Source organism: Shewanella sp. 10N.286.52.B9 (genome assembly GCF_002873635.1).
In the GTDB taxonomy this organism is placed as follows: domain Bacteria; phylum Pseudomonadota; class Gammaproteobacteria; order Enterobacterales; family Shewanellaceae; genus Shewanella.
This window is the reverse complement of the sequence record NZ_MCTY01000021.1, coordinates 1-14847: the sequence shown is the minus strand read 5'-3', so window position 1 is coordinate 14847 and position 14847 is coordinate 1. Positions and strand designations below refer to the sequence as shown.

At 38.9% G+C, this 14847-nt stretch carries 11 protein-coding genes; 1 reads left to right on the top strand and 10 read right to left on the bottom strand.

The genetic code is table 11. The annotated features are described in order from the left end of the window. Positions 1-4: 4 nt before the first annotated feature. From BCU91_RS02000 to BCU91_RS01945, 10 genes are all read right to left on the bottom strand, one after another. Positions 5-3433 (bottom strand): AAA family ATPase, encoded by a 3429-nt coding sequence (locus BCU91_RS02000; protein WP_102530785.1) that lies wholly within the window; start codon positions 3431-3433, stop codon positions 5-7. 981 nt (positions 3434-4414) lie between these two features. Beyond that, positions 4415-5548 carry a serine/threonine-protein kinase gene (locus BCU91_RS01990; RefSeq protein ID WP_102530783.1) on the bottom strand — a complete coding sequence of 378 codons (1134 nt, stop codon included), beginning with the start codon at positions 5546-5548 and terminating at the stop codon, positions 4415-4417. After that, complete coding sequence (locus BCU91_RS01985; RefSeq protein ID WP_157936257.1) at positions 5545-6132, bottom strand: ECF-type sigma factor; 588 nt, start codon at positions 6130-6132, stop codon at positions 5545-5547. The genes BCU91_RS01990 and BCU91_RS01985 overlap by 4 nt, the downstream gene beginning before the upstream one ends. 91 nt (positions 6133-6223) lie before the next feature. Continuing rightward, positions 6224-6898, bottom strand: a complete 675-nt coding sequence (locus BCU91_RS01980) for a metallophosphoesterase (RefSeq protein WP_102530782.1) — start codon at positions 6896-6898, stop codon at positions 6224-6226. 58 nt (positions 6899-6956) lie between these two features. Continuing rightward, positions 6957-7550, bottom strand: a complete 594-nt coding sequence (locus BCU91_RS01975; RefSeq protein WP_102530781.1) for a hypothetical protein — start codon at positions 7548-7550, stop codon at positions 6957-6959. A 56-nt stretch (positions 7551-7606) separates the two neighbouring features. Then, positions 7607-7933, bottom strand: a complete 327-nt coding sequence (locus BCU91_RS01970) for a hypothetical protein (protein ID WP_102530780.1) — start codon at positions 7931-7933, stop codon at positions 7607-7609. Positions 7934-10196: 2263 nt separating this feature from the next. Continuing rightward, positions 10197-11279: a hypothetical protein gene (locus BCU91_RS01960; protein ID WP_133126567.1), complete on the bottom strand. Its 1083-nt coding sequence runs from the start codon at positions 11277-11279 to the stop codon at positions 10197-10199. A 92-nt stretch (positions 11280-11371) separates the two neighbouring features. After that, positions 11372-11875, bottom strand: coding sequence for a hypothetical protein (locus BCU91_RS01955; RefSeq protein ID WP_133126566.1), 504 nt, complete (start codon positions 11873-11875; stop codon positions 11372-11374). Positions 11876-11943: 68 nt separating this feature from the next. Beyond that, positions 11944-13071 carry a tyrosine-type recombinase/integrase gene (locus BCU91_RS01950; RefSeq protein WP_102530776.1) on the bottom strand — a complete coding sequence of 376 codons (1128 nt, stop codon included), beginning with the start codon at positions 13069-13071 and terminating at the stop codon, positions 11944-11946. A 230-nt stretch (positions 13072-13301) separates the two neighbouring features. Further along, the gene (locus tag BCU91_RS01945; RefSeq protein WP_102440054.1) at positions 13302-13541 is read right to left on the bottom strand and encodes a helix-turn-helix transcriptional regulator; all 240 of its coding nucleotides are present in this window, start codon (positions 13539-13541) and stop codon (positions 13302-13304) included. Between the two features lie 157 nt (positions 13542-13698). Between BCU91_RS01945 and BCU91_RS01940 the strand changes: the two genes are divergently transcribed. Next, entirely contained in the window at positions 13699-14211 is a 513-nt protein-coding gene (locus BCU91_RS01940; protein ID WP_102530775.1) for a hypothetical protein, read from the top strand. Positions 14212-14847: the final 636 nt, after the last annotated feature.

Genomic DNA, 14847 nt, shown 5'->3' with positions numbered 1-14847 from the left:
GGGATTATATTCGCTCTAATGAGCGAATATAATCCCCTATTTCTGGGTGACGGAAGTACAGCGCCATTTTTTCACAAATAACAATCAGACCACTTGACCATACTTTTGGATTTTGAGCATAAAGATGAGTAACTAACTCATGAGCTTTAATCGAGTACTCTTCAAACCCTTGAGAGTTTCGAGCTAAGTGATGAGCAATTGCGATATTATATAAAACGGCTGAATAGCGTCCAGCCCAGCGTCGAGGGTTGCTTTTATACATAAAACGCAGTAAAAACTCCAGCCTAACTAAACTATTAAACGTTCCAAGTTGACTGAGTGCTGACATACAAAGGTTACTAGCAATATGATTTTGCAAATCAAAATAGTCTTCATTCCAACCGCTACTAGTATAACGCCTTGCAAAGCGGATAATTTCGTCTGAAGACTTTATTATCTCCCGTTTTACACTTTTAACTTGGTTTGCATCTAAATTTCTGTCTGAATTTAACTCAAAATTGTTTAAGCACGCGTTACATGTTTTTAATAAAAATACCGTAAACTGCTCTAGGGGCTTATCTAAATCTAACTTCTTCTTTTCAAATTTGTCAGTAATTATTTTGACTTTTTCAGCAGAATTACCAAAGCCCAATAAAATACGATTTTTATAGTTTTCATCTGTAGATACCTCTTGTTTAGACTTTTCCTTAATCGCATTAAGCTCAGTCATATTCAAAATATCGTTTTCTGTCAGTGACCGCAACATTTTAGAGTATAGAAACATCCCAAATAAACTATGTTTGTAATTATATAACTTTGTATGCGATATCCGTTTAATAATTTCGAATGTTTCTTCAAGGATATCAAGATGCTCTGTAGATAAAGACTGACCCGCTTGGCGATTAAGATAGGATTTCAAGAGTTTTAATTCAGTAAATTCATTATCAGTATCTAAATTAGTCAACCCAATAATAATAGACTTAACTAATTCACTATCAAATGGAGCCCCCGTTAAAGCCGACAATTGCAAACTAAACAATGTGGCATCACTAAAATCTTCAAAATAATAACTAATGATCAGTAGTCTTTCTTCCATTATTGCATAAGAAGATAAAGTGAAATTGGCTTTGTCATTATCTTGTGCGTTTGAGTGAGTAAAGGCGTGTTGGTGAGTGTCATGAAGCAGCGAAAACACGTTTTCAATGGTTGCACTAACCTGCTCGCTCGATAATGCGTTTAACCGGTAAACCCCTTTTCTAACCTGAGTAAATAATGGGGTGATGGTAATATCTTCTTTTGCCTTACGTTGATAAAAGCGAGCATCTGAAATCAGGTTTAGGGCTTCGACAGCGAATAACGTGACCACTTGTGTGTCGGCCGTAATCTCTTGCTCAGTTAACACAGCAATGATTTTTTCAGCGATTAAAGCAGACGCGTTATCGTCACTAATTGCGTATGTTTGTTCAATTAACGCTTGCAGCGTCGTCTTATCCATTCCCTTAATTGTTATTTGCGCTTTTATCTTGATGCTGTCAGGAATGAGATTCAAGCTATCAGTCGCTTGCGCTTCTGATTCCCTATCATTCAATTTAATAGCATCAAATAATGCCAGCTTATAAGGCGAATATTGTTTGTTTTTTAAGGCTAACTTATAACTTGTGCTACTGTCTGAGTGGCGGGCAGTAAAGAGCATTTCTGTTGAAAAGTACGTCGCAAGCTGCGTAAGGATGAACTCTGAAGACAACTCGTCAATCCATTGTAAATCATCAACAAATAGTAAGATTGGGCTTTTTTCAGCTTCAGGGTCAATAAATCTTGAAACATTTTTAAGCTCTTTTATCGCCAACATTAGAATATCAAACTGTTCTTTTTTATCATCTGTATTGCTTTCATTTTTTAGCGCATCTGCACTTTGACTTTGGTGCGGATTAATTGTTGCTGCATTCCAAGCCGATGTTGCGCCGTCATGCATCGAACCAACACCAGACAAATTAGAAATGAATTTAACAGCCTTTTTAATACCTTTTATTGCTGCGACACGATTATTTTTTAACGCCTCATACTGGTTTTTATAAGAGCCTGTTGCGTCATTAATTTGGCCTAACTGCGCTTTAGCATTTCCCCATTCAATGCGTTTATCTTTTATCTTTCGATCAAAATAACCTAGCTGCTTTTTATATTCCTCAGTGAGCCGAACTAACTCCAATTGAATCGCATGTTGTAATGAGGCCAGCCCAGTAATTTCTGACGAGTGACCCGTTTGATTTAAGAGTGTTAATCGAATTTGGCTGCTCGCTAATGCATCTGAGTGAGTAAATAGCGTGTCTAAGTGTTTTTTAACCAGTGATGTTTTGCCCGTACCAGGTTCGCCTTTCACCAACGTCCATTGGTTTGTGACTTGTTGTGGTTCACTATCATGACAATCCTTAATGAACCTCTCATGCTCTGTTATTAATTGACACAACTCTGCGGCTCGGCCGACAAATGTCGTCGCTCGAATGGCGGGCGTTGGAATACTCGACCCTGGTTTTTCTAGCATGCCATACCGCTGCACCATATGACGTAAACGCGTTAAATTTTGCTCAGTCCCATTCTCAGGTAGCGCATCAAACGGTTGTTGCTCAGTATAATTAAACAGTACTGACACCCCAGGGTGCGTAATCGCGGTCTTGTAGTCCTCTGTTTTAATCATGCTTTGTTTTGCATCTTTAGCATGCGAGAAATATAAAGAAAGCAGAGAAATCGAAGCGGCATCCAAATTAAATGGATTATTGATAACAATTAACTTGGGCGCACCGTCACCTAACGCTATTAACAACTTAAGTAGAAATTGCATCGCCTGATGAGGTGTTTGTTCCTCACTCATTTGTGTTGCCAGTGCTTTTATTTCAACTTGTGCACTGTCGCTAATATAGAGCTTACGGCCAAGCGCATGTTTATCATTAGCCTTATCGGCTCCTTTAATTGCTACGCCCTCAATTTGATCGGCAATTTCTTCCGCAGGTTTTTCTACAATATACTCTGTAGCCTTCCCTGTAAGATAGTTATCACTTAAGCTATCTTTCAACCAGGTAAATGCCTCTTTCAACGTATCGGATATCTTGCTGTTTACGACATTCCCGAGTGCATCACCGATACCCTGCGCGGCAAAAAATATTGAAAACTTTAATGCACTATCGATGAGTAACTTGTTTCTTAACTCGTCACCGATTAAGTGATAAATTGCACTAAAAACCTGAGTATTTTTACCTGCTTCTGCATTAATGGTAATGACATTCGTTTTTGCGTTATTAGGTAATTCAGCGTTGTAGATATCATGATAAGCAGCGACTTCAGAAAACTCTGGCACATCTAGCTTAAGTTGGAGGATGTGTTTTTTTTGAACTTCTATCAATAATGGTGAGGTACTAGAATCTTTTAAATCACTAATATAATCTTTATGTAAAGTTGTCATATACGTCCTTGTCTTAATTTTTTACCTTGTGAAAGGCTGACTTTTTGTCTTAATAAATATCAAACGGTTTATTGCTAATAATGTTGTTCATCATTAGTGCCAAAAAGTATCTCGCCACTTTACAGCCCTTGTCATTAATAGTGTTCTGGGCGTTACATTAATAGATGACAATAATCGATAGGCACAGCTGTAATTTGATAGAATCAAGCTCAATGCTCACGCGCTGTGTCATATGGTATTTAACAAATGATTCAATCAATGTTTATTCAAAATTTCGTTTTCTTCAGTTTTGCTCATTATTAAACTTATTTCAGTAACATTAAATGAACTGCCGAGTTGCTAGCCGTTAAGAGTCTACAAATAAAAACTCATTGCAGTGCTCCATAACACCTTAGTTATTGCTGTAACGATTATACTTACACCAGAAGATAATAGAGATAATTAAGGAGGCAAAAAAACTAACTGGAATATATAAAAGCCATAGAATTACACCGATAAGTTGCCAGTTTTCGACAAAATGGTTCAGGCTAAATCCAGTTTTAGTAGTCAGGTGAAGTGTCAGGCCGAATTTAATGATAAAGACGGCCATAAAGTAAGCGATAACAAAGGTGAGTAAAGTCATTCCTAGCCTTTTCATCTTATTCCTTTAAGTTGTTTTATTGAGTCCATTCATACCTTCTAGAAAAAGGTTTATATCATCCAATGAACTATATTTATGGAGAAATATAAAACAAAGTCAACATTTAAATTGGACAGCCCCAGATCTTTTGGACTAATTTAACCTAAGTAGGGATCCCCCAAAAATCTAGGGAGATTTACATAATCATAACTTGGCCGTTTTTACATATTTAGCATTATTGGAGCAATATGACAGACTAAGGGATGAGTGGTAGCGATTAACTCTAGATAATGATATAGCGACGGCTAATGAGATTGCAGTGACTGATACACTCTGAGGTTACGCAATATATATGGAATGTTTTAACGAAATACTATCCATAAGGTTGTTGCAATAGAGTAAACCAGTAACCCGCAAGCAAGAGAGGTAAAAGGCTTTCGTCTTAACAGTTTTTTCAAATGGTAAGGCGCACTTTGGGAGTATTCCTGAACAGGTAAACCTTGCCGAAAAAAATGGATAGTCTGCCTAAATGATTCTGCATCGAGATAACGCTGCTGTGGTGCGTTTTCTAAGGCTTTATTGATTATCGAATTAAGCTCAGGATTTTTTAGTTTATTCACCGCATCGGTTATCGCAACCTTACCCGTGATCATATAGTGAAGTATGACTCCAAGTGAAAATACGTCTGATTGTGAGGTACAAACCTTCCCTGCCACCTGCTCAGGCGCGCTCCAGTGGCGTGTAAACGCCTGAACTGTTTGATGATAGCCATCGTTGCTATCACTGACTTCTTGTTTATATTTTTTTGCGAGTCCTAGGTCAATCAGTACTAAGTGTCCTTGATCATTTATAATGATATTTTGCGGCTTTAAGTCACCATGATAAAGATGTTGGCCATGTAGATAACTCACAGCTCGCAGTAATTGTTCAAACACATTCAGTTTTTGTTTTAGATTGAGTTTATTATTAGCTAGCCATACATCCAGCCCTTGACCGTCAATGAAATCCATGACGATACAGGCGCTGCCTAACACCTCTGACACCCCGTATATACTGCAAACATTAGGGTGGTCTAGTGTCATTAAAATAGAGGCTTCGTTGTGAAATATCTCCCTTTGCTGCTGGGAGTTAAACTTATTCGTACGTAGAATTTTAATAGCCGCTTTATGTACTCTTACACGCCCATTATCATGGTTCATTAAGCGTTGTTCGCCTTGAAAAACCAGCCCCATCCCACCAGACTCTGAAACTAACTGGGTAATAGTAAACCCCATGACTTCCTCACCAATCAATGCATCATAAGAAACAGAGGACTGATTAGAGAGTTGCTGCGATATTAACTGACTACTGGATAACGATATATCATCTATCGTCAGCATTTTTTCAAGCGCTAACACTTGTTTTGGGAATTTTTTCTTTAAGGGCAATAAGCGTTGTTGTTGATCTGTTTTACTTAAATTCGCCAACTCACTATATAGAGAAACAATATCTATCATTCAGTTAACTTTGCTCTAAGCCAAACCGTGGCAAATTTTAAGTCGTTATCGACTGTTCTTGGCGACAACCCCAGCATATCAGCCACCTGTTGATGTGACACCATGGCAAAGTTTTTAAGTTCAAACACGTCAGCTTGCCTTGGGTGGAATTGTTGAAGCAGCTCTAAAGCAGAAGATAATGAAAGGTTTTCGGTCCAATTAGGCAGTAACACCTCAGAGTCCATTAATTGTGAATGCAAGTATTCTTGTTTCGCTTTGTGTTGATTCACTAGTGATTGATGGGGCTTACCAAACAACAAATGCCACACTGATACGCGCACATAATCAAAAAAGTCTTGCCGGTTTTCAAAGGGCTGTTCATCGTTACGCCAGCGGTGTAATTTCACCACAGACTCATTGGCTAACTCAGTAATGGAGGCATCATGTAAAATGGTTTCATTAGGGCGGTGTTGAGAAAGGTATTTTTCAACAATTAACCGAATATCTTGATAAGCATAAGTAAGGAACTCTTTACTTTGATGCTTGTCTCTATTTTGCCAACCCACCAATAACTCAGTGGCATTGCTTAGCTCTCTTATTGACACAACAATCCCTTTGTTCAACATTCATCACAATTGAATTATCAACTACTTCAGCCTCAATTACTAGAAATTACAAAACATTAAGCTGACATTATTATAAATCATTGAGATTGATTATGGACAGTTCTTGCTTCAAGCTGAAGGTATCAATCCAATAACGGTTCCCATGACAAGTTACCCTGTCTACGGGGCTATGCCCATGTACTACATAGTCAACCTCATCAATCCCTGCGCAAGAGTGAGCATTCTGTAAAGGACGACTCCATAACACATGCCAAATATCATCATCTGACAAAGTACCATTTTGCAGTCTTTTCCAACTAGATGTGGAGGACGCATGGCTAATACCAATCGTTTTGCCATTAACATCAATAGTACGCGCTAATGGCATCGTAATATCAATTAAGGTTTTCCAGCGTATTAACAAATCAAAACGGTGCATATGCTGTGATAGCCACTCACCTTCTTTTTGTCTCAAAAAGTCCCAATAACCAGGGCTCTGAAAACCTAATAGAAACAGCTGTTCATGGTTTCCCATCACCGAAAAAAACCACTTCTTTGTGAGTAAATTAATACAATCAATACTCTCGTTACCTCTACTGATAAGATCTCCAGTACAAAAAAGGCGATCAGTTTGAAAGTTAAATTCCAGCGTAAATAATTGATCATAAAGCCGTTGTATTTGGCCATGTATATCGCCGACGATATAGTCTTTACCCACTAAATTTGCAGTATTAAAAATATGCTGCTTGCGAGGTTTTAGTTGCATATCATCTAAGCCTTAAAAAAATAGCCAGTCATAGACTGGCTACTTCAAAAATGACGAGCTACTTTTGAATTAATTGAGCCCACAATGCATGGTTAGTTTTGTAACCAGGTTTAATCGTTGCAATTACCACCAACACAAGGCTCGCTAAAAACAGATAAAAACCAACACCTGCATATTTCAATCCTTCCGCCGCCCCCCTCATAATGTCTTTTGTGCTTACACCTCCAAACATTTTTGCAGCTTGAAACATATCTGCTATTTGTTGATACACGGTGTAAGAAATCGACAGTAGCAGTAGTAATAATAGCCCACGTGAAATTGACTGTTTGACCCCAAACAAGTGGCTACACAAGGCTAAAATGGCAACAATAAATAACCAAACTGGAGTCATCTCACTCAGCGGTATACTGCTTCCCATCACCTTCATTACCGGGAAATAAGTGCTTAAAAGCATAAAAGCCAAACTAAATACCGCAAAAAAGTTCATCAATTTAATACTGGCAGGGTCTACTGCTAGCGCCCGTTCTTTAGTATTGGAAAGCGTTGATTTAGCTTGCTCAAATGTTTGCGATTGTTGTAAATTATGAGTTAACTGCTCAGCAGTATTTTTTACTTCGTTGACTAAATCTAAGTTTTTTTCTTTTAATGACATATATATTCCTTTTTGATCTCTTTTGCCAAACTACCAGCGTGATGACGTATTAAATCTTATAATTGCAGCGTGTTAGCCGCTAAAAGCTCTCTATCCAAGTTAATGCCATCTTTTTCAGCCAATTCGATGACGTAATCAAGCTCACACTGATTCACTATTTGATTTTGTGCGTCTGTCATTTCCATAGTCATACTTTTCACTCCCGCTTCTTTAAAGCAGGTATTTAGCATTTTCATTTTTGCCTCAACATTAAGCGAGTTGTTCCAATTCTGAATCCAAACCAGTTGATCTTCTTCTGAAGAACTGCCACAACCCACTAACACCATCGCACTTAACCCAAAAATCACGCTCGCTTTTATATTGTTTTTAAAATTCGATTTCATCACTTCTTCCTTTTCTTATGTATACATATTCAATCAATATGCGAATAGAGTCAGCTTAAAGGAATGTTCAAAATTGATGAGTGACGTAAAATAAAATTATTTACGCAAAAAGGTGAATTAAAAAGAGAACATAAATGGATCTACAAAGGAAACCGTTAATAGCCTAACACTGGGGGACATCACTTTCCTTATGTACTTAACTATCGTGGTCAAGTAAAACTGGCCACTATAGTTGACGAGCATTGGCTATGTATTTACTGTCACAGATTGTCCTTTGTAATATAAATAAACCTGTGCGGAATAAGCAATACTATTATCTTGGGTAAGTAATTAATTAAAGTAATATTAAATGTGATTTTTTGTTGACCAGTGAGGATGTTTGGATTAATTGAACTTAGAGTTTAGAGCTACTTAAACACATTCAAATCAATGCTAGGTACACGCTGCGCGCGTGATTTAAAGTTATACAAACAAACTTATGCTTTGCCTGTCAGAAAATGAAAAGCGACCTTATGGTCGTTTTTTTATTTCTAGCTAGTAAGACCCTACATTCTGTTGTTTTGGGTGAACAAGATAAGCAGAAATTCTATACCAAGATATCAAATGATTATTCTGGTTGAACTCCATGACTGTGGCCACTACAGTATGGCAAACGTAGTTAGCTACAGTCTACCCAGCTTTATGAGCTAGCACGAAATGGGGCAGAAATGAGCTACACACGACCCTATCACTTTCGAATAAACACACCCGGTCATCAAATGTTATATTCAAGTTGCTCAATGTATTTGAGTAATGTTCTAGCCTGAGCATCCTTGCCAAAGCGGCCGTAGGTGATGTTTGGGTTTGCGTGACCGACTAGTTCTTCACATGCTTTTGCTTGTTGCTTGTTGCTTGTTGCTTGTGGCTTTTGGCTTTTGGCTTTTGGCTTTTGGGGTTAAGGGGTACCCCTTGCCCGAGCTTGTATCCGACCTTTTTGGAACAAAAAGTGGGATACAAGCGTACCGGGTTACTATGTTGTCCCACTTTTTAAGTGGGCTAATCTTTTTCGCAGTCTAGACTGCGGTGACCAGCGTTTTTCGCACTCGCTGAGTGCTGTTTTACAAGCAATTGAGCCATGCCTCTAGCGCCTAGAGTTTCGAATTCTGCGCTATGGTATTAACAATCGCAAATACAGCCCTATAAACACTTCAAAACGACCACATACCGCTCTTGAGCTTATCTAGTTGCCAATAAATTAAAAATATTGCTTTCACTGAGAGCAAGAGCAAAAGAATTTCGAAAACAGTTACTCTCACTGAGAGCGAGTGCAAATAAATTTAAAAAACTTTTGCTCTCGCTGAGAGCAAGAGCAAACGAGTTTCAAAACTGGTTGCTCTCTGCTGTAGCGAAATATTGACAGTTGTTCGTACCTCACTCGTTATATTTACCGCTTTTTGTTGAAATGACATGTAGAAATAGTTTTTTTAACCAAATTCAGCCTTGCAGGTGAAATGCCCCAAGAAATCGGTCTTTCTCATTGCGATATTATTGTCTTTTTTGGCTCAAAGGGATCGATAAAAGGCTTGTGAGAAAGTCGAGATTTGACACTGCAGCGTCATCTCTCAGAGCGTTTTATAGGAATAATATCGCGTTAATACGACAGGAAATGAGTCCAAAATTCAGCGATATTTCTTCTTAACCTCATTGTCTGATATTGATTACCTATGTTTCGCGACCATTGCAGTCTTCATGGCATCCGTACTGCCACATTTGACACTATCATTGCCAGTTGTGACAGTAGCATTGCCATCACTGGCAGTAACACACCCTCACCTAACTATGGTGACACCATATAAGTCAAGAATTGATTGCAACAGGTTGTGACCGCTTGAAAGGTTTAATGAGCTGTGTATATGCCAAAAGTAGTCACAAGCACTTGAGGGCCCGTAATGCCGCCATTCACCAAAGGGAGGTAAATCTTCATGCTCGATCGCGTCAAGCTATCAGCTCCCTCGTAATGGCTGCAAGGTTAATACTCAACATCGAGACATGTGGTTTTACCAAGTTTTGGGAAATAATGAGTGTGTTGAATGCAAAAAGGCTTATAGGCACCCATGTGCGCTATAAGCCTCTTTTGAGAAATGGTTGATCTATTATGTTTTTACTTAAGCCTGTAGCCTGCCTTAAAGGCTGCTACAGGGTTGATTAAGGCCATATAGGTAATCATTAACGTCACATGCGTTTTAGTCGCATAGGTCCATTTAGCTTATGAGCTATGCTTTGCCTACAAGCCGCTATCAGACTTGTTTTCAGCCAGTTTTTGGTTTTTTCGTTTTAATGCCGATTCGAGAGCGTTGTCTTGAGTCTGTTTGGCAATATCTATCGAGATGTCTCGAATTAAAGGTGAAAGCTTGTCGTTAAATGCTTCCAAAACCATGTTGAAATAATATTTACCTTTGCTGCTGTCCGCAGTCTGGAAGCGCATATAGATTTTCGATATCATTTGCTCTAACGGCTGAAGAGCCTGCGCGGTTATCTCTTTTAGACGCGCTAATAACGCCTGTTTTTTGCTAATATCATCATCGAGCTCAATGACCTGCTTATGTTTGACCGCGGCTACTTGATTTAGCTTATTCACTTCAGCATATTTGTTTTTGACTTCAACATCTAATTGGTCACTCACAGACGCCTGCTCGTGAATAAGCTCCTGCCCTTTCTCAATGTCAGTACAGATATCGTCGCGTTTAACGAGCAATTGTTTGTACTCCTTGTGTAATCCAGATGTTTTTTGTTGCCAATCAAGATTTTGTTTTTGTATCTCACTGTTTTCAGTCTGCAATTTCGCGAGGGTTTGCTCGCCATTTGAGATGTTATAAGTTATCGACTGGTACTGCTTATTCAGCACGCTTATCTGTTGCTGTAGCCATTCTATTTTGCGCGTGTAGAAATTAAATGGGCGCTGATATTTTGGTAATTTAGCCTCTTTATTCATCGCTTTTCGCTTTGCAGACTGACGCTCAGATTCTGGTGAGAATTCAGCATTGAGGTCTTTTTCGTTAAACAGGTTTTCATTGATAAATTCATAAAACATCTGCTGCAGATAACTATAAACCTCACTGCTCTCGATATAATACAGTCGTCCAGACTCTGCGAGGCAATCTGCGCCATCACCGCGTTTTATCAAAAACTCATTGACACGTTTAATTTGAGACAAACGTAAATCATGCTCGCCTGTTAAACTGTTTTGACCAGAAATAAACACGTGAACATGACCGCCAGTGTTTTCCGTGGGTAGACGCTCATCATGGTGCAATGTCATGAGTTTAATGGGGTATTCAGGGAAGTAGGTTTGCAGGTATAACTTCATCGATTCCATCATGCTTCTATGACTAATCACATCCGCGCCAACGCCATGTTTGATAGGAATTTTAAAGAGTATCTCTTGGAAATTAGTCGAGTTTAGGGTCTTCGGTTTATCAATGAGCGCATTATGTGAATTGATATATTTGATAAGTTGTTTGAGTTTTTGATTTTTTGATTTTTTCTCGGCAGTTCAAACTGATTAAATTCAGCGCTAATCTCATTGACGTTGATAAAGACGGTGGACTCGATGCAGCTCGTCACTAATTTAGCAACGTGGTGAGGAAGTTTGTCATCTGCAATCCACGACTTCAATTTGGATTTTGCTTTCGATTTGGCTTTGCCTTTTTGCGCATAAGAAGCCGCACTCTGAGTGGTTTCACCCATGACATCAAATAAAATAGCTTCACGCTGTTCTGGCGAAATAGAATTAAGAGGAATAATACCATCTGGTGTATCTATCAGATTTGAATCCGATAGTGACTCATCCCATTCGACTTGAATTTCCTCTTTCGTGCGCAGGTATTTTTGCATTTTTCCTAAATGGGTTAACCCGGCGACACTGGGGCAAGTAAGACGCAGTGAATGTATCAGCGATGCCATGCCTGTGCGCCGACCTTTTTTGTTATAAGCAAAATTTATACATGAATAAAAGGCTCTAATAATACGCATTACGCCCCCTCCACATCAGTCTGTCCGAATAGCTGACCAATGCACTGCATTAGCAATTCAGGATGCTGATGTAGCAGGCTTTTTAACTGCTCAGAAGTTAGCGGAATATCATTGTCTGGTGAGGAAGGTGGCGATTGAATCTGTGTGTTTTGAGGGTTAAACCGACCAAATACGCTAGAAAACTGCTTTGATACCTGAGCGGCATTGTTAGGTGCATCTTGTGACATCCAGCGACCATAGTGAATATCTATCATCGCCGTCGAGGTATGCCCCATTTGCCTTGCAATCCACTCTTTTGATGTGCCTGCGGTTAATGCTTGGCTCGCAAACGTGTGGCGTAACTGCCCCGCTCCACGATGGCTGATACCTGCAGCTTTCAGTAATGGTGCAAAATAGGTTTTGTTGAATTGTTTGGCGTGAATAAACGGCTTGTGGGTTTTGCTATTGTAAAAAACAGGTGAAAGCCGTTCAATTTTTTTGGTTTTATTATCTGCTTGCAAGACCGTTAAGTTAACGGTTTTTTTATGACCGGTTATCAAGTGTTGCTGTTGTAATATCTCAACCGCTGAATCGCATAATTCAACTATTCGGACTGAACCAGCGGTCTTTGGGGTCTTATAAATGTTATCAACCAGCGCGATTTTTACATGCAGCTGCGCTTTGTCTACATCCACGACCTCCCAGGTTAACGCCAGCAACTCACAAATGCGCAGCCCAGTTAACACCCCAAGCTGAAACAGGTTTTTACCGCTTTCACACTCAACGGCCACCTGGTTCATCAAGCTTAACTCATTGAGCGTAAAAGGCTCAGGCTCACTGTGAATGACCTTGAGGTTACTAATACCCAACATAGGATTATGCGTAATCGCACCATCACGTTCTGCATAATTAAATACAGCACGCAAAATGATTAAGAACTCATTGATGGTTTTGTTCGCGTAATGTGTATCAAGCGTCTGGATGAGCTGCAGAACGTCACTGTGACTGACGGAGCAAATTGAACGATGACCAATCAACCTAGATAGTTTAGTGGCTTTACTGCGTTCAGAGCGCAATGTAGAAGGTGCTGCTTTGATTTTTCTAAATGCGAGGTATTTTTCTATAAATTGATTAACTGTTTGAGTCATTATCCCCAGGTCTGCAGCTTTGATTTAGCCTGCTTTATTCTTGGGAACAATAATACACTTCACAGTTATATAATCAACACCTATTTAATTGTAAGTGCATGATTTAAAATAAGTATATTGCCAAACTTTGATTTTGACAAGTTTATAGAAATCTTATCTGTGTCGTTAAAGTGAGTTAAGCCTAATGAAAAATATATCGCTACCTCATTAAGCCACCTTATGCTTTAAGTTTATTCAGTATCGATAGCTAATGCTTTCTCATCAGGCATTAAATCATGCACCGAGCACGATAAAACGCTGGCAATAATAAATACTTTTTCAAGGCTAATGCTCTTCTCTCCGCGCTCTACGATACCGATATAATTAAGGCTAAAGCCACACTGTTGAGACAGGTCTTTTTGAAGTAGTCCCTTTTCTTTTCTTTTTTCTGCTAGTTTTTTTCCAAACTCAGTCGCAATCTTTTTTTTCATTCTTATCTTGAAGACCATAACAAAACACACTATAGTGTGTTTTGTGATAATTATTCACTTAGCTAATATCAGTTTGCCGCTGCCTTATTAGCTAAACTCCCGCCCACTGGTGCTTGCATCAGTGGGTTAACTTACTCACAACTCGAATCTATCACCGATGAAACAAGCTGAATTTATTAGAATACTTAACAGATATTGTTCCGATATCTTTCAAACAGAACAGTTATTAAAAGCACTTAAGTGGGACTCTAACTCATCTGAGAGTGTCGCCGTTCTGCGAAAATGCATGCATAACCACTTATACCGATTAGAACAAAAACAGCTTATAAAGCGGCTTTCTCCAAAAGGCAGCCCTAATGGCCAATTTGAAAAGCTTTTCAGTCAAGAAAGCACAACTAAAGTGCTCACCAAAAGACCTGAAGGTACTTCAAATAAGCACATAAACAACACGAGTACGCTCACAAGTCACTATAATGCACTACAGAAACATATCAAGCAGTTAAAGCATCAATTCGATGCATTTAAATCGCTTAGTGATAAGTTTGAGTCATGTCGCGCAATCATTAATCCCAAGCTCAAGAAGTTAGATACCGAACTGTATAAAAAAAGCATTGAACTCAATGCGGTGAATGAGTTGATTAATGAAGTCAAAAAAAGGCAACTGATTTAGAAGTCATTATGTCGTTGAATTCTATTTTAGTGACCAATGATCACAGGCCACAGCATTGACTTGTCTAGCGACTTTTGGACAGAGAGTTCAAAAATAATTTTATGAGAATTGTCATAAACATTAATCAGGCACTATAGTTTTAGAACAATTAACAAGGAGTGTTAAGAGGCGGCATGGAGCATATAGACTTGGGTTTGATTTTGGCAAGTATTGGATTATTGTGTGTTTTGTTTTCCATATTGTATTATTTATCATCAAACGATTAGCCTAACAAACTTGTCAGAACTGAGTATTTAATAGAAAACCTAACACTAGGGTGTCATCAAACGAGCAACTTGTTCGCGTTTATGAGATTTTTTGAGTTAATAATATCAACAGTTAACACAAGCAAGGAAAAACGGCTTAACTGCCCTGGACATAAACGTGTCAGTAGTCCCTCTCTGACACGTACCTGGACAAAAATGCGTTAGAGCTTAAGCTCTGAAAATGATTATTGGATTAGCGAAGTATGCAAATCTACGATGCGGTAACGCCCATTTAAGGGGCTGATAATAGTTGGCTAAAATTAGCGACGAAGGAGCGCAAGCCAAGCGTTTTGCGTCCTTTTCATAATTGCCTTGTTGAACGAAGCCGCTG

Bases quoted from the DNA above. Each gene is read 5' to 3' on its own strand.
- BCU91_RS02000 (WP_102530785.1), bottom strand. From the start codon at position 3,433: ATGACAACTTTACATAAAGATTATATTAGTGATTTAAAAGATTCTAGT.
- BCU91_RS01990 (WP_102530783.1), bottom strand. From the start codon at position 5,548: ATGATAGATATTGTTTCTCTATATAGTGAGTTGGCGAATTTAAGTAAA.
- BCU91_RS01980 (WP_102530782.1), bottom strand. From the start codon at position 6,898: ATGCAACTAAAACCTCGCAAGCAGCATATTTTTAATACTGCAAATTTA.
- BCU91_RS01975 (WP_102530781.1), bottom strand. From the start codon at position 7,550: ATGTCATTAAAAGAAAAAAACTTAGATTTAGTCAACGAAGTAAAAAAT.
- BCU91_RS01970 (WP_102530780.1), bottom strand. From the start codon at position 7,933: ATGAAATCGAATTTTAAAAACAATATAAAAGCGAGCGTGATTTTTGGG.
- BCU91_RS01960 (WP_133126567.1), bottom strand. From the start codon at position 11,279: ATGAAGTTATACCTGCAAACCTACTTCCCTGAATACCCCATTAAACTC.
- BCU91_RS01955 (WP_133126566.1), bottom strand. From the start codon at position 11,875: ATGGCATCGCTGATACATTCACTGCGTCTTACTTGCCCCAGTGTCGCC.
- BCU91_RS01950 (WP_102530776.1), bottom strand. From the start codon at position 13,071: ATGACTCAAACAGTTAATCAATTTATAGAAAAATACCTCGCATTTAGA.
- BCU91_RS01945 (WP_102440054.1), bottom strand. From the start codon at position 13,541: ATGAAAAAAAAGATTGCGACTGAGTTTGGAAAAAAACTAGCAGAAAAA.
- BCU91_RS01940 (WP_102530775.1), top strand. From the start codon at position 13,699: ATGAAACAAGCTGAATTTATTAGAATACTTAACAGATATTGTTCCGAT.